24 protein-coding genes are annotated in these 22,716 nt (G+C 68.8%); 8 read left to right on the top strand and 16 right to left on the bottom strand.

Features of this window, described 5'->3' with window-relative positions; genetic code table 11:
• Nucleotides 1–10 precede the first annotated feature (10 nt).
• Nucleotides 11–2,641, bottom strand: a complete 2,631-nt coding sequence (rph, locus tag FU260_RS13055) for a rifamycin-inactivating phosphotransferase (protein ID WP_147917458.1) — start codon at nt 2,639–2,641, stop codon at nt 11–13.
• Nucleotides 2,642–2,762: 121 nt separating this feature from the next.
• Nucleotides 2,763–3,629 (bottom strand): GNAT family N-acetyltransferase, encoded by an 867-nt coding sequence (locus FU260_RS13050; protein WP_147917457.1) that lies wholly within the window; start codon nt 3,627–3,629, stop codon nt 2,763–2,765.
• Between the two features lie 113 nt (nt 3,630–3,742).
• Between FU260_RS13050 and FU260_RS13045 the strand changes: the two genes are divergently transcribed.
• Entirely contained in the window at nt 3,743–4,294 is a 552-nt protein-coding gene (locus tag FU260_RS13045) for a DinB family protein (protein WP_235912338.1), read from the top strand.
• Nucleotides 4,295–4,407: 113 nt separating this feature from the next.
• Here FU260_RS13045 and FU260_RS13040 read toward each other — a convergent pair whose 3' ends face one another.
• From FU260_RS13040 to FU260_RS13025, 4 genes are all read right to left on the bottom strand, one after another.
• Nucleotides 4,408–4,617, bottom strand: a complete 210-nt coding sequence (locus FU260_RS13040; RefSeq protein ID WP_147917455.1) for a type II toxin-antitoxin system VapB family antitoxin — start codon at nt 4,615–4,617, stop codon at nt 4,408–4,410.
• Nucleotides 4,618–4,730: 113 nt separating this feature from the next.
• Complete coding sequence (locus tag FU260_RS13035) at nt 4,731–5,345, bottom strand: hypothetical protein (RefSeq protein ID WP_147917454.1); 615 nt, start codon at nt 5,343–5,345, stop codon at nt 4,731–4,733.
• A gap of 26 nt (nt 5,346–5,371) precedes the next feature.
• Nucleotides 5,372–6,052 carry a DUF998 domain-containing protein gene (locus tag FU260_RS13030; protein WP_147917453.1) on the bottom strand — a complete coding sequence of 227 codons (681 nt, stop codon included), beginning with the start codon at nt 6,050–6,052 and terminating at the stop codon, nt 5,372–5,374.
• A gap of 66 nt (nt 6,053–6,118) precedes the next feature.
• Entirely contained in the window at nt 6,119–6,571 is a 453-nt protein-coding gene (locus FU260_RS13025; RefSeq protein ID WP_147917452.1) for a DUF6194 family protein, read from the bottom strand.
• 26 nt (nt 6,572–6,597) lie between these two features.
• Between FU260_RS13025 and FU260_RS13020 the strand changes: the two genes are divergently transcribed.
• A complete protein-coding gene (locus tag FU260_RS13020) occupies nt 6,598–7,341 on the top strand; it encodes a MerR family transcriptional regulator (protein WP_147917451.1) in 744 nt (247 codons plus the stop codon).
• A gap of 76 nt (nt 7,342–7,417) precedes the next feature.
• On the opposite strand, the gene FU260_RS13015 is transcribed toward FU260_RS13020, so the two are convergent.
• Complete coding sequence (locus FU260_RS13015; RefSeq protein WP_147917450.1) at nt 7,418–8,386, bottom strand: helix-turn-helix transcriptional regulator; 969 nt, start codon at nt 8,384–8,386, stop codon at nt 7,418–7,420.
• A gap of 116 nt (nt 8,387–8,502) precedes the next feature.
• Here FU260_RS13015 and FU260_RS13010 point away from each other — a divergent pair, with 116 nt between their 5' ends.
• The 3 genes from FU260_RS13010 to FU260_RS13000 are packed head-to-tail and all read left to right on the top strand — an operon-like array spanning nt 8,503 to nt 10,811.
• Nucleotides 8,503–9,741 carry a pyridoxal phosphate-dependent aminotransferase gene (locus tag FU260_RS13010; protein WP_147917449.1) on the top strand — a complete coding sequence of 413 codons (1,239 nt, stop codon included), beginning with the start codon at nt 8,503–8,505 and terminating at the stop codon, nt 9,739–9,741.
• A gap of 39 nt (nt 9,742–9,780) precedes the next feature.
• Entirely contained in the window at nt 9,781–10,353 is a 573-nt protein-coding gene (locus tag FU260_RS13005; protein WP_147917448.1) for a DinB family protein, read from the top strand.
• Nucleotides 10,350–10,811 (top strand): VOC family protein, encoded by a 462-nt coding sequence (locus FU260_RS13000; protein ID WP_147917447.1) that lies wholly within the window; start codon nt 10,350–10,352, stop codon nt 10,809–10,811. The genes FU260_RS13005 and FU260_RS13000 overlap by 4 nt, the downstream gene beginning before the upstream one ends.
• Nucleotides 10,812–10,860: 49 nt before the next feature.
• Here the strand turns inward: FU260_RS13000 and FU260_RS12995 are convergent, their stop codons facing one another.
• Both FU260_RS12995 and FU260_RS12990 read right to left on the bottom strand, forming a co-directional pair.
• On the bottom strand, nt 10,861–11,253 hold the full coding sequence (locus tag FU260_RS12995; RefSeq protein WP_147917446.1) for a type II toxin-antitoxin system VapC family toxin: 393 nt from the start codon (nt 11,251–11,253) through the stop codon (nt 10,861–10,863).
• Nucleotides 11,240–11,470, bottom strand: a complete 231-nt coding sequence (locus tag FU260_RS12990; protein WP_147917445.1) for a FitA-like ribbon-helix-helix domain-containing protein — start codon at nt 11,468–11,470, stop codon at nt 11,240–11,242. The genes FU260_RS12995 and FU260_RS12990 overlap by 14 nt, the downstream gene beginning before the upstream one ends.
• Before the next feature lie 99 nt (nt 11,471–11,569).
• Between FU260_RS12990 and FU260_RS12985 the strand changes: the two genes are divergently transcribed.
• The gene (locus tag FU260_RS12985; protein ID WP_187368391.1) at nt 11,570–12,373 is read left to right on the top strand and encodes a DUF3626 domain-containing protein; all 804 of its coding nucleotides are present in this window, start codon (nt 11,570–11,572) and stop codon (nt 12,371–12,373) included.
• Between the two features lie 6 nt (nt 12,374–12,379).
• On the opposite strand, the gene FU260_RS12980 is transcribed toward FU260_RS12985, so the two are convergent.
• From FU260_RS12980 to FU260_RS12960, 5 genes are all read right to left on the bottom strand, one after another.
• Entirely contained in the window at nt 12,380–14,758 is a 2,379-nt protein-coding gene (locus tag FU260_RS12980; RefSeq protein ID WP_147917444.1) for an ATP-binding cassette domain-containing protein, read from the bottom strand.
• 70 nt (nt 14,759–14,828) lie between these two features.
• The gene (locus FU260_RS12975; protein ID WP_147917443.1) at nt 14,829–15,116 is read right to left on the bottom strand and encodes a hypothetical protein; all 288 of its coding nucleotides are present in this window, start codon (nt 15,114–15,116) and stop codon (nt 14,829–14,831) included.
• A gap of 38 nt (nt 15,117–15,154) precedes the next feature.
• A complete protein-coding gene (locus tag FU260_RS12970; protein ID WP_147917442.1) occupies nt 15,155–15,565 on the bottom strand; it encodes a VOC family protein in 411 nt (136 codons plus the stop codon).
• A gap of 10 nt (nt 15,566–15,575) precedes the next feature.
• On the bottom strand, nt 15,576–16,019 hold the full coding sequence (locus FU260_RS12965; protein WP_147917441.1) for a helix-turn-helix transcriptional regulator: 444 nt from the start codon (nt 16,017–16,019) through the stop codon (nt 15,576–15,578).
• 40 nt (nt 16,020–16,059) lie between these two features.
• A complete protein-coding gene (locus tag FU260_RS12960) occupies nt 16,060–17,532 on the bottom strand; it encodes an NAD-dependent succinate-semialdehyde dehydrogenase (RefSeq protein WP_147917440.1) in 1,473 nt (490 codons plus the stop codon).
• A 72-nt stretch (nt 17,533–17,604) separates the two neighbouring features.
• Here FU260_RS12960 and FU260_RS12955 point away from each other — a divergent pair, with 72 nt between their 5' ends.
• Nucleotides 17,605–18,846, top strand: a complete 1,242-nt coding sequence (locus FU260_RS12955; RefSeq protein WP_147917439.1) for an aspartate aminotransferase family protein — start codon at nt 17,605–17,607, stop codon at nt 18,844–18,846.
• 24 nt (nt 18,847–18,870) lie between these two features.
• On the top strand, nt 18,871–19,368 hold the full coding sequence (locus FU260_RS12950) for a DUF3830 family protein (protein ID WP_147917438.1): 498 nt from the start codon (nt 18,871–18,873) through the stop codon (nt 19,366–19,368).
• Between the two features lie 2 nt (nt 19,369–19,370).
• On the opposite strand, the gene FU260_RS24395 is transcribed toward FU260_RS12950, so the two are convergent.
• Both FU260_RS24395 and FU260_RS12940 read right to left on the bottom strand, forming a co-directional pair.
• On the bottom strand, nt 19,371–21,203 hold the full coding sequence (locus tag FU260_RS24395) for an alkaline phosphatase (RefSeq protein WP_168211771.1): 1,833 nt from the start codon (nt 21,201–21,203) through the stop codon (nt 19,371–19,373).
• A 144-nt stretch (nt 21,204–21,347) separates the two neighbouring features.
• Nucleotides 21,348–22,715, bottom strand: a complete 1,368-nt coding sequence (locus FU260_RS12940; protein ID WP_210418080.1) for an amidase — start codon at nt 22,713–22,715, stop codon at nt 21,348–21,350.
• Between the last annotated feature and the right edge of the window lies 1 nt (nt 22,716).

Genomic DNA, 22,716 nt, shown 5'->3' with positions numbered 1-22,716 from the left:
TCCTCTCGCGTCAGGACAGAATCTCTACGTAGCCAGTGGTGCCGTTCACCCGGATGCGCTGGCCGTCGCGGATCAGGTCGGTCGCGCCTTCCACACCGACGACGGCGGTCAGGCCGTACTCCCGAGCGACCACAGCGCCGTGGGTCATCAGCCCGCCGACCTCGGTGACCAGACCGGCGATGGTGACGAACAACGGGGACCAGCTCGGATCGGTAAAGGCGGTGACCAGGATGTCCCCAGCCACCAGGTCGGCGTCGGCCACGTCCCGTACTACCCGGGCCCGACCCTCCACGGTCCCGGCGGACACCGGCAGACCGGGCAGCGCACCCTCCGGCAGATCCTCCCGCCGGTACTGCCCCAGCACCGACTCACCGTCCGAGGTCAGTACCCGCGGCGGGGTGAGCGCCGCGCTAGCCGCGTGCTCGGCCGCCCGCGAGCGAATCAGGCTGTGGTCGACCCGGCGTGAGCGCACCGCCTCGGCGAACTCCTCGAACGTCAGGTAGTACACCTCTTCGGCATCGGCGAGCACTCCCTCGTCCACCAGAACCTGCGCTTCGCGCATCAACGCCTGCTTGTAGACGAAGTAGCGGCTGATCATCCCGTACTTCGGGTACTCCCGATAGCCGGTGAACACGCGCACTCGGTCGATCATCTGCTTCGTCTGGGCAGCCTTCTCCTCGCCGTCCGGCAGGAGACGCACGCGCTCGAGCACGGCGTGCTCCTTGGCTCGGGACACCTGCAGCCCGGCCTCGAACCGGCGCTCCGCCTCGCCTGGTTCGAAAGCGTCCACATTCGCCAGGATCGCTGGCAGCAGTGCCGCCGGCTGCTCACTCCACCGCGGCCGGGTGAGGTCGATCTCCCCGATACAGCGCATCCCGTAGCTGTCCAGGTACTCCTGGATCGCCGCCCGCGCCTGCTCACCACCCGAGAGGTCCGGCAGCTGGTCGAGGAACTGCTCATCCGCGGTCGCTCGCAGGAATGCCACCACCTCCGGATGCGGGCGGATCACATCAGCGACGTCAAGCAATGCCAAGCCCATCTGGGAGGTGACGTTGTTCGCTGCCGACTGCGTGAGGGCATCTGCCGGGCTCTCTTCTCCCAGCCACTCCCCCAGGTTCTCGTTCAGCCACCAGGCGGCGCCGATCCCCGCCATGATCGCCTGCAGGCTCTCCGAATCGAAAACCCGCTGCCGCAGCTCGGGAAAGTCGGCCAGGATGAAGTCGAACAGCTCAGCGCCACGGACCTGCGCGATCTCTCGTTCGGCAACGGCGAGCGAAGCCTCGGCTCGTCCGATCAGCTCGGTCACCAGATCGGGGTCGGCATCGATCGGGGGCAGGGAATCCTGCGGTAGCGCCTCGACCGGTTCGCCTGACACCTCCGGCAGGAAGTCCTCCCGGGCCAGTACGGTCTCGAGCGCATCCCGCATCAGCGGATCGGACCGGCCCATACCCTCCAGGAGTGCATCCCGTGTGGTCGGCGTCGCCAGTCGATCGGTGACGTCCACGAACAGCCGCCCACCCGCGACTGCCATCGGCCGCGGTGTGGTCATCTGCCAGAAGGACAGGCCGAGCGGCTTGATGGCATCGGTCATCATCTGCTGGTGGCCCACGGACAGGTACACGCGGTTGCCCGGCTTGTCGGTCTCCGGGATCGGGAACAGCGTGGTGATCGGCCGGCTCTGCACGATGTGGAAGCGCTCGCCGTCCAGGCACCACTCCACGTCCTGCGGGCGGCCGAAATGTGCTTCGATCCGCCGGCCCAGCTCGGCCAGCTGCAGTACCTGGGCATCGGTGAGCACGCGGCTGGTCTGGTGGTCCGGGGGAAGAGCCTCCTCGCGCGTGCCACCACCGTCGACGGCGTAGCTCGCCTGGGCCTTCACCCCGACTGTCCGCGTGGTCACCTCGCTGCCGGTGACCTGGTAGACGTCCGGGTTCACCAGACCGGAGACCAGTGCTTCGCCGAGGCCGAAGCCGGCCTCGACGGTGGTCACCGTGCGATTCGAGGTGACCGGGTCGGCGGTGAACAGGACCCCGGCCGCATCTGCGGCGACCATCTCCTGCACCACCACGGCCATCGTCACCGCGCGGTGGTCGATGCCGTGGTGCAGCCGATAGGCGACAGCTCGGTCGGTAAAGAGGGAGGCCCAACAAGCGCGCACCTGCGCGAGCACCGCATCGGCGCCGATCACGTTCAGGTAGCTGTCCTGCTGGCCGGCGAACGATGCCGTCGGCAGGTCCTCCGCCGTCGCGCTCGATCGCACGGCGAACGCCGTGCCTGGAGCGAACCGCACCAGCGGGGCCACGATCGCCTCGGCCAGGTCCGCCGACAGATCCGCTTGCCGGACGCCGTCGCGAAGCTGCGCACTGAGCGCGCCGATGCCCTCATGATCGGTAGCCTCTACCTCCCCCAGGCCGTCGAGCAGTTCCGCGAGCCAATCTGCCCCGGCGAGCACTTCCCGGAACGCCGTGGTGGTGACGCAGTACCCGTCCGGTACGTCTGCGCCGTCGACCGGGGAGAGCTCGCCCAGATTCGCGCCCTTGCCCCCGACCAGCGGCAGCTGCTCCTGGCGGATCTCGCCCAGGCTCAGCACGTAGCGGTCATTCTCGGCCGCGACCGTCGCGGCCCTGTACGTCTCAGTCATCCATTACCCCTTTTTTCCATCGCATCCGGCACCTCGGCCGAATAAGTCCCTGGATTCTCGCCCGGGCAGGGGGCCTTGCCACAAGCCCCCAGAGGCGGCATAGTCTGATAGCGGCAGGAGATCACGCCCCGCGACGCCGATCGGTGCGTTCCGGATCCGGCTGGAAGCCCGCTGACCGGTAGGTCGCTACCGCGCCGACTCGCGAGCTCTCGGTACAGACGAGAGCGCTGGAGGCACCGAGGTCTCGCAGCGCCCTGGCGGCCGCCACCGTGATCGACCGGCCGTAGCCGTGGCCGCGATGCTCGGTGTGCACCCCCATCGGTTCGATCAGCCCCGGCCGTCCCGGTCCCGCGGACCACACCGTGATCGTCGCCACGGCGGCGCCCTGGTCGTCGTAGCCGAGCAGGCTCTGCGCATCGGCGTGCACCACTCCTGCTGACATGGCGTGCCATCGCTGCTCGGTGAACGTGGTGGAGCCGAACGCGGAGCGCACGATGGCTGCCCAGTCCGAGGCCTGGTCCGGACCGACCACCTCCACCCGGAGATCCGGGTCCGCCACCGCTTCGCCCAGGTCTCGGCGCAGCGGTGTCCACGGTTCGTCGATCGCCCAGCCGCGGTCGGCCAGCACCTCCTTGACCAGCGCTGCCGTTGGTGCTTCGACGACGGCGGCGCCGACCGGCAGTACGCCGCGCTCCGGATCGGCGATATCGGCGGCGATGGCTTCGGCGAGCCTCTGGTCCCGATGAACCTGTGGTGCCAGTGTCATCCGGAGCAGATCGGCCCCATCCAGCAAGCCGATGGCCAGGAGCTGCCCATCCTGGCTCCAGGTGCGCACAGCCGCGGCGGTCGCTTCTGTGCCATAGCGCTCGAACCAGCCGATATCGCCCGGGTGCAGCTGCAGTGGTGCCTCGTCGCTCTGCCACCGGCTCAGTTCCGCCACCACTGCGCCCAGCTCGTCGACCGCGGGTGTCTTCAACTCGAGAGTCATCTGCTGATCAGACACCACGCCAGGGCCGGCGTGCACCTGAATTTGTGCCGGCACACGCCTCGACCACGGCAAACACGTTGCCCTGCGCCGGCGCTGGACCCACGATGGCACCTATGGAGCCACAACGACGTTGGACCCAGGCGACGGTCTTTCCCGACATGTGGGTCGATCCCGACGACGACCCGCGCAACACCGACGGTGTCAGTCCGGACGGTGAGCTGGCCACCTACCAGGACTACCTCAGCGACTACCGGAACACCCTGCTGATGAAGTGCGCGGGACTGGATGCCGCCCAGCTGGCCCGCCGGTCGGTTCCGCCATCGACGATGTCGTTGCTCGGGCTGCTGCGACACCTGGCCGAGGTGGAACGCGACTGGCGGGGCTGGATCTGCGAGGGAGAACCGGAGCCCCGACTGTACGCCGACGGCGATTTCGACGGCGCATTGGCCGAGGACTCGGTGGTCCGCGCCGCCTACAGCGCCCTCAAGGAGGAACAGACCCGCACCGATGCTGCGCTAGCGGCGCACCCGGATCTGGGTGCGCGCCTCGGCGCCGACGGCATCGCGGTGCGGGAGCTGATGGTGCACCGGATCGAGGAGTATGCGCGGCACTGCGGGCACGCCGACCTGTTGCGAGAGTGCATCGACGGCCGCGTGGGGCAGTGACCGCCGAGAGAGACTGCGGCGATCAGGCTGTCGTCGAGCGACCGTGGTTGGTGTCCGGTGGCGCGGGGCGATCTCGCGGAGGAACTCGACCCAGACGGAGGTGTCGACCAGATTCACACGCGTTCGATCTCGTCGGTGCGCTTACCGTCGAAGTCTCCGTACCAACCGGAGCCCTCCATGCCCAGCATCTCCTCGCGCCCCATCACCGGGCCGACCAGGCGACGAAGGGCGTAGTCGACCGCTTCGCGCTTGGTGGAAAGGCCGAATCGGTGCATCGCCTCGCTGATGAGCGCGTCGTCGATCTCGATGTTGGTGCGCGCCATACACCAACGATACGCCGCCGTCCTGGCCCGCCTGAGTGGCGCCATCGCACGCGGTCGATGGGTTAGCCCCCTCGGCTGTGTGCGCCGACCTGGGGAGTTCCATATCACTGCTGTCAGGCGGGAGGTGTCAGCTCGTACTGGAGCAGCGAGTCCCCGTCGGGGTGGTGCACAGCATTCAGCCCGACGGTCGGCCCGAGGGCGGTGCCGCCGTTCAGCCAGCGGTCGTGCTCCTGCTCAGGGGCATCCGTCAGCTGGTCGAGGATGGGCTCGGTGACTGAGTCGTCGAACCCCACCGTTCCGGCGACCTCGCGCAGTCGTTCGGCGAGATCGGCGGCGTCCTCGACGCCTTCGAACACCGCGATGCTCTGGATCTCCGCGCCCTCGGGCTGCACCAGGATGCGGATAACCTCAGCCGGCACCACGAGCTCACCGTTGGCGCCCAGGAGGGTTACCTCGATCGGGTCCTCTCCACGCTCGTCGAGGTCACGGAGACGGGCCTGCTCGTCGGCGCCCAGATCGCTGGCAAGAAGCGGGCTACGGAGGTCGATCGTCGCCTCACCGTCCTCGATGATCTGTTCGATGCCGGCCTCGGTGAACGAGGAGTTCTCCCCGGTGCCGGTGGTGGCGCCCTCCGGGGTGTTCGTGGTCACCGAGCAGCCCCCGAGGAGCACCCCCGCGGCCAGGCCGGCCAGGACGTTCCTTGCGGTGTCGGACGACAGAGCCTTCATAGTCGTGATTCTGCCCCTTCCCGGGGTCAGCGTGGAATGGGCAGATCTACCGCTGGGCGGTTCCGCAGCACCGCAAGGGCGACGACCGCGCAGGCGGCGAACGAGGGCCACAGAGCGATCCGCTCGATCAGGCCGCCCCACTGGACCTCGAGCCGGACCACCATCAGCACACCCGCCATCGTGCTGATCGCACCGGCTGCGACCAGCCACCACCAGGACCGGCCCGATGACCGCGCCAACGCTGAGCCGGTGAGAGCCATCGCCGCGCCGCTGACCACGATGCCCGGGGTCGAGACCAGGGCGTGGAGTTCGAGCAGCTGGTCCAGCGGGGTGAGACCGCTGCCGATCGACGAAGCTCCGGCTACTACCCAGAGCACTACGGCAGCCGTGGTCAGCCCGCTCCGAGGCAGCCACGGCCGAAGCAGCAGTGCGCCGACCGCCATCGCCACGCCGAACAGGACGAACGAGGCATTCACCGCGAGATGCGCCGGCGAGCAGACCGGCACGTCCTGGCTAGGGTAGGCGATCGTGGTGCAGGTGGTGGCGCCCAGGTCACTGATCGTGTGGTGCAGCAGGGTGTACGGCGCGGTGGCCAGTGCTGCGGCGATCAGCTCCACCACGAGGTAGACCGGTTGGGCCAACCAGAGGGCTGCGCTGAGGCGGGCACGAGTGCCCGGTGGGGTTGCGGTCGCCGTCCAGTTCGTCATCACCCCATCGTGAGCAGGGCGGTGGCAGGCTGTCGTCCTCCGAACGATTGACCTCGGCTACCGGCCTCAGCGCCGGCGACGCTCACCCCGCCGGCGAGCTGCCCGGTACGCCGCCCCGAGCTGCTCGGTCACGATCGCGCTCGTGCGAGTGCCAGGGTCCACCACAGCGATCCAGCCGAGCTCGCCGTAGGCGGGGTGCGGCATCAGCACATCGACGGCGGAGGGTTCCGGGCCGCTCCTCTCCCCCGGGGCGTAGCCGAGCAGCTCGGCGAACGCGGGAGCCCCCACGTGGATGTTCACTCGGATGCTGTGTGCTTCTCGCTGCCAGGCGGGCTCGTGCGGATAGTCTTTCGTGATCACGGTGGCGAACGGCTGACCGGGCGGGATCTCACCGTCAGCAGAGAAGTAGAAGAACACATCACCCCAGGCGATCTCCGGTGTGTCGTCGCCAGGGCCCGGCCGCAACACCAGGATCTGGTCGTTGCCGGCCAGCACCTCCACCACGTCTTCGATATCCATGCTTCAAGCGTTACATTGAAGTCCTTATGGAGGGTGGGCCGCAGCATCATCGCCGTCACGGCGCCACAAGCCTCAACGCCTCCTTCAGCACAGGCCAGCTGGCCGACCTGACTGCCAGCTCGGCACAGCACATCCGGAACCTCGAAGCGGAAGGCGTGATTCCGCCGTCGATCAGGGCCGCGAACGGGTACCGGCAGTTCACCCCCCGCCACCTGCACGCTGTGCTGGCCTACGCCGCGCTGAGCGCCGCCCTCGGTCCCGTCGCAGCGAAGGCAGTGATGCGCGAGCTGCAGGCCGAACCCCGGACCAGTGCGATCCGCATGGATGAGCTGCATGCCGCCTTGCATGCCGAGCGCACGACGCTGCGCCGCGCCGTCACCGCGTCCAGTGCGATCTCCGCAGAGGCGATGGGCGAGCAGCACGCCGGCGATGCCATGACCATTGGCCTGCTCGCTTCGGCGCTCGATGTCCGCCCTTCGACGCTACGGCACTGGGAAAGAGAAGGGCTGCTCACCCCGCAGCGCCGCGGCCGCACGCGGTCCTACTCCCCCAACAACGTGCGCGATGCCCGGATCGTGGACCAGCTCCGCCGCGCCGGCTACCGGATCCCGGACCTTCGCGCGATCCTCGACGAGCTGCGCCGGACCGGCCTGCCGGCCGATGTGCTGGAGCGCCTCGACCGGCGCGGACAGGCCCTCGACGCTCGATCGCGCGCGCTGCTGACGGCGGGTGTGCACCTGCTCGAGCTGACCGCAGCAACTCGCGAGTGAGATCGCTGGGGCTATCACCCCAGCGATCGCACTCGCGAGCCGCGCATCCCCACGACACCAGTGCAGGGCGATCAGGTCACGAGGGATGCGCGCGGGCCAGGCGCCGGCCGACCTCCGCGGCGCGCTCGGCCAGGTCCGCAGGGTCGATCACTTCGAACTCATGCCCGAGCAGGGCCACCTGCAGCAGCACGAAGTCCAGGTTGTCTGCGCCCGCTCGCACCTCACACTGCTGGTCGTTCTGCTCCTGCACGACGGCGGCCCGCGCCGGGATCTGGTTGCGCACCGTGGCCGCGGGGGCATGGACGAGGAAACGAGCCTGCCGAGGATAGGCCCGGCTGGCCACGCCCTCCTGCACGTGCGCGGCAGCATCCGGTGCCGGCCGCGGGGTGAACCGCCAGGTGCGCGCCGCCACCTCGCTCATCCGGTCCAGGCGGAAGGTGCGCCAGTCGCTGCGGTCGATGTCGTAGCCGAGCAGGTACCAGTGCGCCGCCGAGGTGACCAGCCGGTACGGCTCCACCCGCCGCCGTTGCCGCTGGTCCCCGGACTGATAGTCGAACCCGACCTCCACCTCGTCCCGGCAGGCGCGGGCGAGCGTCATCAGCAGGTCCGCGGCGACGCCGACGCTGGCGCCGCCGAAGGACTCGACCGCACTGGTCAGCGCGCGGACCTCGTGCCGCAGTCGCACCGGCAGCACCCGGTCGAGCTTGGTCAGGGCAGCGAGTGCCGCCTCGCCGGTGCCGGCCACTCCCGCTCCGGCGCCGGCCAACAGGGCCACCGCTACGGCGATCGCCTCGTCGTCCTCCAGGAGCAACGGCGGCACCTCCTGCCCCGGTCGGAGCCGGTAGCCGCCGCCGGTGCCCTGACCGGCCTGGACCTGATACCCGAGCCCGCGGAGTCGGTCGACGTCCCGCCGCACGGTGCGAGTAGTCACGTGCAGCTGGCCGGCGAGCTCCGGTCCGGTCCAGACTTGGCGTCGTTGCAGCAGTCCGAGCAGTGCCAGGACTCGCTCCGCGGTCCCCCGCTCCACTCGCTCCAGTCCTTCCATGGGGCATCACTCTGCCACCCGATGCGGACTTCGTCTGTCCGCTTGGTCGATGGGCCAGATCGCGGCACACCGAGAATCAGCACCGGTAGTCCCTGGCGCGCCTGCAAAGATGGAGTGTGCGCACCATCAAACAGAGCAAGAAGCTGAGGAACGTCCGGTACGACGTACGCGGACCGATCCTGGTCGAGGCACAGCGCCTGGAAGCCCTCGGGCACCGGATCCTCAAGCTCAACATCGGCAACCCGGCGCCGTTCGGTTTCGAGGCCCCGCAGGCGATCCAGGCCGACGTGATCCACCACCTGCCCGAGGCGCAGGGGTACTCCGACTCTCGCGGCATCTTCTCCGCCCGGACCGCCGTCGCGCAGTACTACCAGTCGCACGGTCTGCAAGATGCGCACGTGGAGGACGTGTTCATCGGCAACGGCGTCTCCGAGCTGATCTCGATGGTGCTGCAGACGTTCGTGGACGATGGCAACGAGATCCTCGTCCCCGCCCCGGACTACCCGCTGTGGACCGGCGCAGTGTCGCTGGCCGGTGGCACCCCGGTGCACTACCTGTGCGATGAATCCAACGGCTGGATGCCGGACCTGGCGGACATCGAGGCGAAGATCACCGAGAACACCCATGCGCTGGTGATCATCAACCCGAACAACCCCACCGGCGCCGTCTACTCCGAGGAGACCGTCAAAGCGCTGGTGGACATCGCCCGCCGGCACGACCTGGTGCTCTTTAGCGACGAGATCTACGAGAAGATCCTGTTCAACGGAGCCGAGCACCACCACACCGCCACCTACGCCGACGATGACGTGCTCTGCTTGACCTTCAGCGGCCTGTCCAAGGCCTACCGGGTGTGCGGTTACCGGGCCGGCTGGCTGATGATCTCCGGTCCCAAGGACCGTGCCGCGGACTTCATCGAGGGCCTGACCCTGATGGCGAACATGCGGATGTGCTCCAACGTCCCGGCGCAGCACGCGATCCAGACCGCGCTCGGCGGCTACCAGTCGATCGAGGAGTTCGTCGGCCCGGGCGGGCGGTTCTACGAGCAGTCGATGCTCGCCGACCGATTGCTGAACGAGATCCCCGGTGTCTCGTCAGTGCGCCCGGACGGCGCCCTGTACTGCTTCCCGAGACTGGATCCCGAGGTGTACTCGATCGCTGACGACCAGCAGTTCGTCATCGACCTGCTGCGCTCCAAGCACCTCCTGGTCACCCATGGCACCGGCTTCAACTGGCCCAACCCGGACCACTTCCGGTTGGTGACGCTGCCGGACGTGGAGATGCTCGAAGAAGCGATCGGGCGGATCGCGGAGTTCCTCGAGGAGTACCGCGCCGCTCGAGGGATATCCGTGTCCTAGCGGACCGCTCCTGTCCTCTTGGTCGAGGACGGTGGTGGTATGACGACGACAGTGGACTGGAACCACGAACTCCTCGAACAGATCACCTTCCACCGCAGTGCCCTCTGGCAGCGGCGGCTGGCCGGGCTGACCGATGAGGAGTATTTCTACTCCCCCGTACCCGGCGCGTGGAACGTGCACCCGCGAGGCGCCTCCACGGCGCCGGTGCAGGCGGGCTCCGGCGACTTCACCATCGACTTCGCGCTCCCCGAGCCGGACCCTGCGCCATTCACGACGATCGCCTGGCGACTCGGCCACGTGATCGTCGGGGTGCTCGCCGCCCGGAACGCCGCGCACTTCGGGGCTCCGCCGGCGACCTATCAATCTTGGGACTACGCCGGCACCGCGGCTGGGGCGCTGGAGCAGTTCAACACCCAGCTCGACGTCTGGCTGGACGGCGTGCGCTCGCTGGGTGCGGACGGTCTCGCCGTGCCGGTGGGTGCAGCGGAGCCGTACCCGGACGCCGCGATGGCGGTCCTGGTGCTGCACATCAACCGCGAGCTGATCCACCACATGTCCGAGGTCTGCTTGCTGCGCGACCTGTACCTGCACACCCATGGAGGCACCGCATGAGTACCACGTTCCAAGTCACGTTCGACGCTCACGACCCGGTCGCGCTGTCCTACTTCTGGGCCGAGGCGTTGAGGTACGTGCACCCCGCTCCCCCGGGTTACGAGATCCCCGAGGGCACCGACCCGTTCAGCGTCTGGAACGAGTTCCTCGCGCGCACCGGGGTGCCGGAGTCCGAGCGCCGGAGCAACTCGGCGCTGGAAGATCCCGACGGCGTGGGACCGCGGATCTTCTTCCAGCGGGTTCCCGAGCCGAAGACCGCCAAGAACCGGCTGCACCTGGACCTGCGGGCCGCAGCCGGGCTGGACGGTGAGGAGCGGATGGCTGCGCTGGAGGCGGAGTGCACTCGGCTGGTGGCCTTCGGCGGCACTCGGGTGCAGCGGTTCGAGCCCGACCCACCGATGAGCCACGGCTTCATCGTGATGCAGGATCCCGAGGGCAACGAGTTCTGCCTGGACTGAGCGCGCCGGGTTTCCGATGGTCCCAGACCGTGCGTGGCGGTCGCCGAGCCTAGCTGAGCAACTCGATCGCGCACTGTGGACCAGACGCGCGCGCCAGCCGTGCGTCCGCGGTGACCAGCGGCACCTCCAGTGCTTCCGCCAGAGCGACGTAGGCCGCGTCGTACGGCGTGAGATTGTGGTGCAGTTCCCAGCAGCGCCTGGTCAGGTGACGATGGGAGGCACGAGCAATGGGTAGCGCCGCTAGTGCCTCGATCGCGTGATCTGCCCGGGCGGCTCCGAGTTTTCCGGCGATGGCCAGACCACGGACCACGGAGACGACCTCCAGGTCGATCACCTCCGGAGCGGCGAGTTGCTCTCCAGCCAGCCGGGCACGAGCGACGCGGCCGTCCGGGCCGTCGTCCGCCAGTACCGGGGCGAGGACGCTGGCATCAACGACGATCACGATCGGACCGCACCAGGGCCACCGTGTCGGCGAAAGTTGCTGATCCGCCGGACTGCGCCGCCGCATCGGCAAGCACGTCATCAAGACTGCGTTGCTTCGCCTGCTCGATCAACTGGGCGCGAAGGTACTCCTGCAGAGACTGGTGCGCTGCTGCGGCGCGACGGCGCAGCACCCGATGAGTCTCTTCGGGGACATTCTTGATCTGCACGCTGGGCATGGCGCCATTATGGCGCCATATTCGCTGGTGAGCAACAGATGCGATGATCCGCCCACTGGCATCATGGCAAGCCCAGTCTGTGCGCGGTGGAGGCTCAGCATGTCCGATCGAGGGAGCGGGACCGACCCGCTGCTGGTCGAGCCCGCCGTGACGCTGCAGTTCCACCCGGACTTCCCGCACCAGGGTCGGATGGTGATCGAGGCGCTCGCAGCCACCGGCCGCTACCGGTCACAGTTCGTCACCGGTATCTCCAACGGCGGGCTCACCGCCCACCCCGGTGGTGATCGCTGGCGCTGGGAGAGCCGGCTCTTCGCCGGCCGGTACGACTCCGGCCCGGCCGAAGAACGCCCCGTCTACGGCGCGTGGAACCGGCGCGGTGACCCCTATGGCGGCGCTGCCCGATTCGGCTCCGCCTACCTGCAGCTCCGTCCTGCCGTCGTGGACCGGACCACGTTCTGCTTCCCGGACTCGGTGTTCGAGCCCGCGGACCATGGCGGCCCGGAGCTGCTCCCCCGGCTCTGCGTGCTCGCGGACCGTGCCACCGATCTGGACCACCTGGACGACGCCGTGGAGGCACAGGTACACGGGCCGGTCGTGCTCGCCCACGACGTCGAGGCAATCGTGCTCGACCCTTGCTTCGCGGGCTCCCCGGTGGCCGCGTCGGCCGCAGGCCTCGGTTGCCCGGTGCGCTACCACCCCGGGTTCCGGGTGGCCACGGCCGATCTCGACCCCAGCTATCGCGGCGCCGAGTATGTCGAGCTCGCGTTATCGCTCGGGCCGGTGCTCACCCCGGACCTCGTCGGTCGTGCCGCCCGCACGGGCCGGCACGACCTGCAGTCCCTCAAGCGCGTCTGGCACTACCTCGCCCGGTTCGGACGAACCGAGCCCACCACGGCCAGTTGAGACCGATCAGGCGCCGACGTACTCCGCCAGGTGCTTGCCGGTCAGGGTCTTCTTACCGGCCACCAGATCAGCCGGCGTGCCCTCGAAAACCACGCGACCGCCGTCGTGCCCTGCCCCCGGACCCAGATCGATGATCCAGTCCGCATGCGCCATCACCGCCTGGTGGTGCTCGATCACGATCACCGACTTGCCACTGTCCACCAACCGGTCCAACAGGCCGAGCAGTTGCTCGACATCGGCCAGGTGCAGCCCCGTGGTCGGCTCGTCCAGGACGTAGACCTCACCCTTGGCGCCCATCTGCACAGCCAGCTTCAACCGCTGCCGTTCGCCACCGGAGAGGGTGGTCAGCGGCTGGCCGATCTTCACGTAGCCGAGGCCTACGTCCACCAGCCGGTCCAAGATCTTGTGCGCCGCCGGCACCTTCGCCGCACCATCGGCGAAGAACGCCGTGGCTTCGGCCACCGACATCTCCAGAACCTCGGCGATGTTCTTCCCGCCGAGGGTGTACTCCAGCACCTTGGCCTGGAACCGTTTGCCGTCGCACTCTTCGCAGGTGGTGGAGAACGTCTCCATGAAGCCGAGCTCGGTGTAGATCACCCCGGCGCCCTTGCAGGCCGGGCAGGCGCCGTCGGAGTTCGCGCTGAACAGGCCCGGCTTGACCTCGTTCTCCTTCGCGAATGCCTTCCGGATCGGGTCCAGCAGGTTGGTATAGGTGGCCGGGTTGGACCGACGCGAACCCTTGATCCCGCTCTGGTCGATCAGCACCACACCGTCGCGCTTGGCCACCGACCCGGCGATCAGCGAGCTCTTCCCGGAGCCGGCCACGCCGGTGAGCACACAGAGCAGCCCGAGCGGGAGATCGACGTCCACACCCTGGAGGTTGTTCGTGTCCGCGCCGCGCACCTCTAGCGCGCCGGAGCCGGCGCGCACCGACTCCTTCAGCCGGGCGCGGTCATCCAGATGGCGGCCGGTGATCGTGTCACTGCCGCGCAGGCCGTCCACGGTGCCCTCGAAGGTGATCTGCCCGCCGTCGGTGCCGGCGCCGGGGCCGAGGTCGACCACATGGTCGGCGATCGCGATCGTCTCCGGCTTGTGCTCGACCACCAGCACCGTGTTGCCCTTGTCCCGCAGCTGCAGCAGCAACGTGTTCATCCGCTCGATGTCGTGCGGGTGCAGCCCGATCGTCGGTTCGTCGAACACGTACGTGACGTCGGTCAGGGAGGAGCCCAGGTGCCGGATCATCCGGGTCCGCTGTGCCTCGCCGCCGGAGAGGGACCCGGCTGGCCGGTTCAGGCTCAGGTAGCCGAGCCCGATCTCCACGAACGAGTCCAGCGTCTCGCCGAGCGAGGTCAGCAGCGGAGCCACCGACGGCTCGTCCAGACCGCGCACCCACTCGGCCAGATCGGTGATCTGCATCGTGGCGGCCTCGGCGATGTTGATCCCGGCAACCTTCGCCGAGCGCGCCCCCTCGCTGAGCCGGGTGCCCTGGCACTCCGGACAGACGTCGAAGGTGATCGCCCGGTCCACGAACGCGCGGATGTGCGGCTGCATCGCCTCCCGGTCCTTGCTCAGCATGGACTTCTGGATCTTCGGGATCAGCCCCTCGTAGGTCAGGTTGACGCCCTCCACCTTGATCTTCGTCGGCTCCGCGTAGAGGAGCTTGTGCCGATCCTTCTTGGTGTACTGGCCGATCGGCTTGTCCATCGGTAGGCCGGCGCCGGAGAAGATTCGGCCGTACCAGCCGTCCATGCTGTAGCCGGGAACGGTCAGCGCCCCTTCGGACAGGGACTTGCTCTCGTCGTACAGCGCGGTGAGGTCGAAATCGCTGACGTCTCCGCGGCCCTCGCACCGCGGGCACATGCCGCCGACGATGTTGAAGTCGCGCCGCTCGCGCACCTTCTCTCCGCCGCGCTCGATCTCCACGGCCCCGGCACCACTGATCGAGGCGACGTTGAAGGCGAACGCCTGCGGTGAGCCGATGTGCGGGGTGCCGATCCGGCTGAACAGGATGCGCAGCATCGTGTAGGTGTCGGTCGCGGTACCGACGGTGGACCGGGGGTTGGCGCCCATCCGTTCCTGGTCCACGATGATCGCGGTGGTCAGTCCGTCCAGCAGGTCCACATCGGGGCGCGGCTGGTTGGGCATGAAGCCCTGGACGAAGGCGCTGTAGGTCTCGTTGATCATCCGCTGGGACTCGGCGGCGATGGTGTTGAACACCAGCGAGCTCTTCCCCGAGCCCGACACCCCGGTGAACACGGTCAACCGGCGCTTCGGGATCTCTACGTCAATGCCGGCGAGATTGTTCTCCCGCGCGCCGTGTACCCGAATCTTCTCGTGGCTGTCCGCCAGATGCGTGCTCGCGGGGGCCTGTGCAGTGCTGGCCATCAGGGCTGGTCTCCTTCGATCGGTCGAGCAGGCGGGGACAAGAGTATCGGCCGGCTGGCGGCCGTACGGGTCAGACCAACCACGCGCCATCGCGCATCACGGTGCGACCGGTGAGCTCGTCGGCCTCCCGCCAGGCCTGGATGCGGGCCGGGTGCAGGACAACGTACACCTGCGAGTCCGCACCGCGCGGGTCCCAGTCCGCCTGGGCCGCGTAGGCCTCCCCGATGGTGTCCGCAGCCTGCGGGTCGCTGGCGGAGACGATCCGCTCCACCTGGGCGTCGATCATCACCACGTCCCGGGTGGGACCCACCCCCAGGCGGGCCGCGGAGGTTGCGGCGAGGTTGCGCGCCGTGCGCATCGCTGGTGGACCTTCCTTGCCCGGGCTGCACATGGCGGTCAGCCCACCTGCTGCATCCGGACCATGTTGCCGGCCGGGTCGCGGAACGCGCAGTCGCGCATCCCCCAGTCCTGGTCGGTCGGTTCCTGGACCACCTCCACGTCGTGGGCCTGCACCGCAGCGAACGCGGCGTCCACGTCCGGGCTGGCGAGCAGCAGGGAAGCGAAGGTGCCCTTGGTGATCATCTCGGTGATCACCTTGCCCTCCTCCTCGGTGATGTTCGGGTCGGCAGTGGGCGGGTAGAGCACGATGTTGACGTCCGGCTGTCCCGGCGGGCCGACGGTGAGCCAGCGCATGTCCTGGTAGCCGACGTCCTTGCGGACCTCGAAACCGAGCGCGTCGCGATAGAAGCCCAGCGCTGCCTCGGCGTCGGTGTGCGGGAGGAAGCTTGCGTGAATCGTGATGTCCATGCGATTCAGCCTAGAGCGCGGCCCCCGGGGTGGCTTCTCGATTCCTGACCGGTCGCGTGACGCGTTTGGCCATGCACGGCGGGATGCCCTGCACCGACTCCGCCAGCTCGTCCCGGTACTGGCTGGGCGGCATCCCCACCAGCTCGCTGAACCGGGTACTGAACGTGCCCAGCGAGGAGAAGCCGACGGCGAAGCACACGTCGGTCACCGAGGTCTCCTCGCGGCGCAGCAGCGTCATCGCCCGCTCTACCCGCCGGGTCATCAGATAGCTGTACGGCGGTTCGCCGTAGGCAGCCCGGAACAGCCGGCTCAGGTGACCGCCGGACATGTGCACCTCGCTGGCCAGCGCCTCGACGTTCAGCGGCTGCGCGTACTCCCGGTCGATCCGGTCGCGGACGCGCCGGAGCAGCCGCAGATCCTGCAGCCGCTGCTCCGCAGCCGTGGTGGAGGCCATGCCCCGATCGTGTCACGACCTCCACCACGGGGTGAAGCCCTCAGATCGCGATCCCGATGTATTTGGTTTCCAGGAACTCGTCGATGCCGAGGAAACCGCCCTCGCGGCCCAATCCGGACTCCTTGATCCCGCCGAACGGGGCGGCCGGATTGGAGACCACGCCCAGGTTCAGCCCGACCATGCCCGCCTCGAGCCCCTCGCCGACGCGGAAGCCGCGGGCCAGATCCCGGGTGTAGGCGTAGGAGACCAGGCCGTAGGGGGTGTCGTTGGCCAGGGCGATGGCCTCCTCCTCGGAGTCGAACGGGGTGATCGCGGCGACCGGTCCGAAGATCTCGGTGCTGCCCATCTCGGCGTCCGGGGAGACGTCGGTGAGCACGGTCGCCGGGTAGAAGTGGCCCTTCCCCTCGTGGGCCTGTCCACCCAGGTGGACGGTTGCGCCCCGGCTGGTGGCATCGGCGACCAGGTCGGTGACCTTCTGCACGGCGCGCTGGTCGATCAGCGGACCCACCACGACACCGTCCTCGGTGCCGCGCCCCATCGGCAGCTCGCGCATCCGGGTGGTTAGTCGCTCGGCGAACTCCGCCGCTACCTCTCGCTGCACCAGGATCCGGTTCGCCGCCGTGCAGGCCTGGCCGATGTTGCGCATCTTGGCCAGCATCGCCCCGTCCACGGCAGCGTCCAGGTCGGCATCGGCGAACACCAGGAATGGTGCGTTGCCGCCGAGCTCCATCGAGGTGCGCATCACCGTCTTCGCGCACAGCTCGAGCAGGTGCTTGCCCACCCCGGTGGAACCGGTGAAGGACAGCTTGCGGGACCGTTCGTCCAGGATCAGCGGGGTCATCACCTCGTCCGAGCTGGAGGTGGTGACCACGTTCACCACCCCGTCCGGCAGACCAGCGCGGGTGAGCAGCTCGGCGAACGCCATCGTGGACAGCGGCGTTTGTGCCGCCGGTTTGATCAGCGAGGTGCAGCCGGCGGCGATCGCTGGGCCGATCTTGCGGGTACCCATCGCCAGCGGGAAGTTCCACGGCGTGATCATCAGGCTCACGCCGACCGGCTGCTTGGACACCAGGAACTTCGAGCCGCCTGCGGGGGCGGTCATGTACCCGCCGTCGATGCGCACCGCCTCCTCGGCGAACCACCGCAGGAACTCGGCCGCATAGCCGACCTCGCCGCGCGCCTCCGCCAGTGGTTTACCCATCTCCAACGTCATGATCAGCGCGAGCCGTTCCTTCTCCGCGATCATCAGGTCATACGCGCGGGTGAGGATCTCGCTGCGCTCGCGCGGAGCGGTGCGGGCCCAGTCCGCCTGCGCGGCAGCGGCAGCATCCAGGGCCGGAAGGGCCTCCGCGGGTGTGGCGTCGGCGACTTCGCAGAGGACCTCGCCGGTGGACGGATCCTCCACCGGGAGGGTCGCTGCGGTGGGGCGCCACTGGCCGCCGATGAACAGGCCCTTGGGGACTGAGTCGATCGCCGCGCGCTCGTTGGTCGTGATGCTCGTGCTGGTTTCCATCTGCAACTCCTTGCCTCATCGCTAGCCGAGAAGTATTGTCGACAATCCGACAATACTTTGCTTGGAGGACTTATGGCTACCCTGTCACCCCTGCTGCGCCAGGCCACCCCTGTCGTGGTGGACCACGCCCGTGGCTGTGAGGTCTTCGACGGCGAGGGTCGCCGTTATCTGGACTTCACCGCGGGGATCGGGGTCACCAGTACCGGGCACTGCCATCCCCGGGTGGTTGCTGCTGCTCAGGAGCAGATCGGCAAGCTCGTGCACGGGCAGTACACCACGGTGATGCACCGGCCGCTGCAGGACCTGGTCACCCGCCTCGGTGACGTGCTGCCTGAGGGCCTGGACTCGGTGTTCTTCGCCAACTCCGGCAGCGAGGCGGTCGAGGCGGCGCTGCGGCTCTCCCGGCAGGCCACCGGCCGCCCGAACGTGATCGTCTTCCACGGGGGGTTCCACGGCCGCACTCTGGCCACCGCCAGCATGACCACCTCCGGTACCCGGTTCTCTGCTGGTATCGCACCGCTGATGGCCGGTGTGCACGTGGCCCCGTTCCCCACCGCCTACCGGTACGGCTGGAGCGAGGAGGAGGCCACCGCCTTTGCGCTGCAGGAGCTGGACTACCTGTTCGCCACTGTGAGCTCCCCGGCGGAGACGGCCGCGTTCATCGTCGAGCCGGTGCTCGGTGAGGGTGGGTACATCCCCGGTAACACCGCGTTCTTCCAGGGGCTGCGCCAGCGCGCGGACGAGCACGGCATCCTGCTGGTGATGGACGAGATCCAGACCGGGTTCGGCCGCACCGGGAAGTTCTTCGGACACGACCACTTCGACGTCCGACCGGACGTGATCACCATCGCCAAGGGACTGGCCTCGGGCTTCCCGATCTCCGGGATGGCGGCCTCCGCCGAGCTGATGGCCAAGGCCTGGCCTGGCTCTCAGGGCGGAACTTACGGTGCGAACGCCGTCTCCTGTGCCGCGGCGCTGGCCACGATCGACGTGATCGAGGACGAGGGCCTGGTGGCGAACGCCGCCGAGCGGGGCCATCAACTACTCGCCGGGGCGAGGGATCTGGCCACTGATGCCATCGGTGATGTCCGGGGCCTCGGACTGCTGGTCGGCTCGGAGTTCACCACCGCCGACGGTCGGCCGGACACCGCTCGGGCTGCCGCTGCCCAGCAGGCTGCCGCGGACAAGGGGCTGTTGATGCTCACCTGTGGGGCGTACATGAACACCGTGCGGATGATCCCGCCGCTGGTGATCACCGCCGCGGAGATCGAGGAAGGACTGAGCATCTGGTCCGACGTCCTCGCCGAAGTCTGAGCCCTCGGATGCTAGGAGGCGGTCATGCCGCGATACATCACCATCACCCTGGAGCGCGCCGGCATCAGCTGCCGGGCGCGGCTGCTGGACGAGGCTGCGCCGGCTACCAGCCGGGCGGTCTGGGATTCGCTCCCGCAGTCCGGGGACGCCGTGCACGCCAAGTTCGCTCGGAACGAGGTCTACGCCCTGGTCCCCCGGATCACCACCGCCCCGCGGCGGGAGAACCCGACCGTGACCCCGATCCCGGGAGATGTGTGTCTGTTCGATTTCGAACCGTGGGAGATCGGCAACCCCGCCTACGGCTACGAGGCTGACTCCCAGGCGCACGCCGAGAACGGGGCCACCGACCTGGCGATCTTCTACGACCGGAACAACCTGCTGCTGAACGGAGACGTCGGCTGGGTGCCGGGCAATGTGTTCGCCACCATCGAGGTGGGTCTGCCCGCGATAGCGGCCGCCTGCAACGACCTGTGGCGGCACGGGTTCGTCGGCGAGCGGCTCAGCTATGCGCGGGCAGACTGAACTCACCCCTCGGTCGGCGGGCCTGCGTGGGCTCGGCTCCGGCGGATGCCGAGGGTGAGGCCGCCGGTGAGCAGGAAAGCGGCGGCGACTGTGGCGAGGAGGCCAGCGGCGCTCACCCCGGTCTGCGCCAGGGCGCCACTGTCGGAGGCAGCCGTCCCGGTGGCCGGCTCGTCGGCCGGTTCCGGTGCACCGTCGCTGGGTTCGGGGGCGTCGGTCTCGTCCGGCTGGGGCTCGCCACCGGCGGTGGGGTCCATCCCCGGAGCCTCACCGGGTCCGGTCGGTTCCGGTTCGGGCCCCGGTGCCGGGGCAGGGTCAGGTGACGGCGCGTCGGTCGGCTCCGGCTCCGGGTCCTGCGTTGGCTCTGGCTCTGGCTCTGGTGCATCGTTCGCGGACCGCAGCTCGGCGTGCAGGACGTGGGCGATATCAGTGTTCTGCAGGTAGGCGCCGCGCACCGGGTCGGTGTTCGTGGCGGCTGCCGCCAAGGCGTCCGCGGCCGGTCCTTGGGCGAACAGCGGAACGAGCTGGTGGGTGTGGTAGTGCGGGTTCTGCTCCCCCGGTTCGCCGTCCGTGAAGTCGGTGAACTCGGCGGCGGGAAGCTCGCCGGCGGAGCCGGTGATCGGCTCGAAGCCACCGCTGTCCAGGGTGCCTGCCCCCTGCAGGTTTCCGGTCTCGTGGTCGGCGGTCACGATGACAGTGGTCTCCGCCCACGAGGACTCGGTCTCCACCCACTCGATAACGGCGTCGACGGTCTCGTGGAACGCGACCATATTCTCGATGGTGCGACCGAGCTCGCCGGCGTGGCCGGCGCTGTCGACGGTCGCCTGCTCGATCAGCGCGAAGAACCCGTCCGCACTGGCGTTGGCGAGGACGTTCAGCGTGCCTAGGGCCATCTCGGGCAGCCGGGGAATCTCCTCCGACCTCGGCTCGGCGAACGGGATCTCACGATCGCCGGGGCGATCGTGGAATAGGGCGCCGTCCGTGGGCGCGAGACCGAAGACCCGCTGCGGAGTCTCGCCGGTCGCCAGCCCCTGGAAGCTGGCGCGATCGTCGACCAATGTCCAGTCCGGGAGCCCTTCGACGGCCGGTCCGCCGTTGAGGCCCTCCCACACGTCTTGGTGGAGGTAGCGAAAGTACCCCGGCTTCGGTTCACCGTCGTTGGTGAACTCAGGGTGCCCGCCGCCCATGATGACGTCGAGGTCCTCGTGCCCCAGCAACTGGGCGATGATGCCGTCGGTGTCATCGTCGTCGGTGTGCACGGCGAAACCCGCCGGAGTATCGGACCAGAACCGCGCCGTGGTCGCGATCCCTGTCGCCAGACCCTCGGTGCTGGCGACGTCCACCATGTCGAGGAGCGGCTCCTCGTCATCGTCCAGGCCAAGAAAGCCACCCTTCGTCCGGACTCCGGTGGACATGGCGGTCGCTGCGGCGGCGGAGTCCGTGACGTTGAGCCGCTCGTTCGGGTTGTCGCGGGTCGCGTGCCGCGGCGTGTCCCACGCACCGATCCCGGCGTACGGCTGGGAGTAGATGTAGCCGGTCTCGACGGCGAGCTGGACGTCGAAGCTCTGGTAGTCCTGCACCGGAACCGAGTCCGAACCGTGGGTGGCCAGGTGGGGATTCACCTCCTGGTCTTGGTAGGTCGCCTGGCCGTCGGTGAAGAGGTTGGCAACATCGATGTGGTTGTAGCCCATACCGTCGGCGATCAGGACGATCACATTCGTCCGGGCATCGTCGGTCTCGAGGAGTGCGGCGCTCGCCGGCAGGGTCAGCATGGCGCCGAGCGCGGTGGCGAGGGCCGCGGTGGCGAGTGGTCGGAGGGATCGGTGGTCAGGCAGCACGGTGTCTCCGGCAAGGGGTGGCGGTGATGGACCACGCCAGCCTGAGACCTGCGAATGACGCGCAGGTGACCTCCCCATGGCCGGCGCACGGCTACCGGTGAACAACGTGACCCCGGCCCGGCCGCCGCCGGAGTTACCCCCTGATCAGGCCAGCAGCCACTCCACGAACCGGCCGAGCGCGAGCACCAGGTCGTCCGCGTGCCGGGGACCGACGATCTGCAGGCCGACAGGCAGTCCGGCGGCGGTGTGGCCGACCGGGATGCTGATCGCCGGCTGCCCGGTCATGTTGAACGGGAAGCTGAACCCGGCCCACTGCGGCCACCGGGTCATCCCGCTGTCCGGGGGTACGTCGTGGCCGGCCTCGAACGGCGGGATCGCCACGGTCGGAGTGAGCAGCGCGTTGTGCTCCTCGCCGAACTCCCCCATCCGGATGCCGACGGCGGCACCGACACCACGGGCCTGGATGTAGTCGATCGCGCTGAGACTCTCCCCCAGGTCCCACACCGCACCGAGACCGGGATCGATGGTCTCCCGGGCGCCGGGCATCGTCCGCAGCAGCGTCGCCGCACCACTGGCCCACATCTTCTCGAACGACTCGATCGGATCGCCGAAGCCAGGGTCGGCCGCGGTCACGTGCAGTCCGGCCTGGTCGATCTTGGCTACAGCGGCGTCCACGATCTGCGCCACCTCTTCGTCCACCTGCAGGTAGCCGAGGTCGCGGGAGTAGGCCACGTGCATCCCGGTGACCTCCCGGTTGAACTCCCCCCGGTAGGTCAGGTGCGGCGGCGCCTGCGACGTGGGATCGCGGTGGTCCGGCAGCGCAAGGATGTCCATCAGCAGCGCCGCGTCCTCCACTGTCCGGGTCATCGGCCCGGCATGAGCCAGCGGCGCGAACGGGCTCGCCGGGAACATCGGGATCCGACCCTGGGTGGGTTTGAACCCGACGATCCCGCAGAAGCTCGCGGGGATCCGGACGCTTCCCCCGCCGTCGGTACCCACAGCCAGCGGTGCCATCCCGGCAGCCACTGCTGCACCGGCTCCACCGGACGAGCCGCCAGCAGTCTTCGTCGGGTCCGCCGGGTTGCGGGTGATCCCGGTCAGCGGGGAGTCGGTGACGGCCTTCCACGCGATCTCCGGGGTGGTGGTCTTGCCGACGAACACCATCCCGTCCGCGCGCAGCCGGGCGGCCACCGGGGAGTCCACCTCCCACGGTTGGTCCGGATCCACCGAGGCCGACCCGCGCAGCGTGGGCCAGCCCTTGGTGAGGAAGATGTCCTTGATCGAGATCGGCACACCGTCGAGCAAGCCCTTGCTGTAGCCGGACTGCCACCGCTGCTCGGACTCCTTTGCTTGGGCCAGCGCCGCCTCGGAGTCCACCAGGTTGTAGGCGTTCAGCTCCGGGTCCACCTCCTCGATCCGATCGAGGACGGCGGAAGTCACCTCCACCGGGGAGAGGTCACCGGCGCCGTAGGCGGTGACGAGTTCGACGGCGGTCATCTCGGTGGGTTCCACG

Origin of the sequence: Ruania zhangjianzhongii (assembly GCF_008000995.1) — a bacterium.
Lineage (GTDB): Bacteria > Actinomycetota > Actinomycetes > Actinomycetales > Beutenbergiaceae > Ruania > Ruania zhangjianzhongii.
Note: the sequence above shows the minus strand (reverse complement) of the source record. Positions and strands in the feature narration are given on the sequence as shown.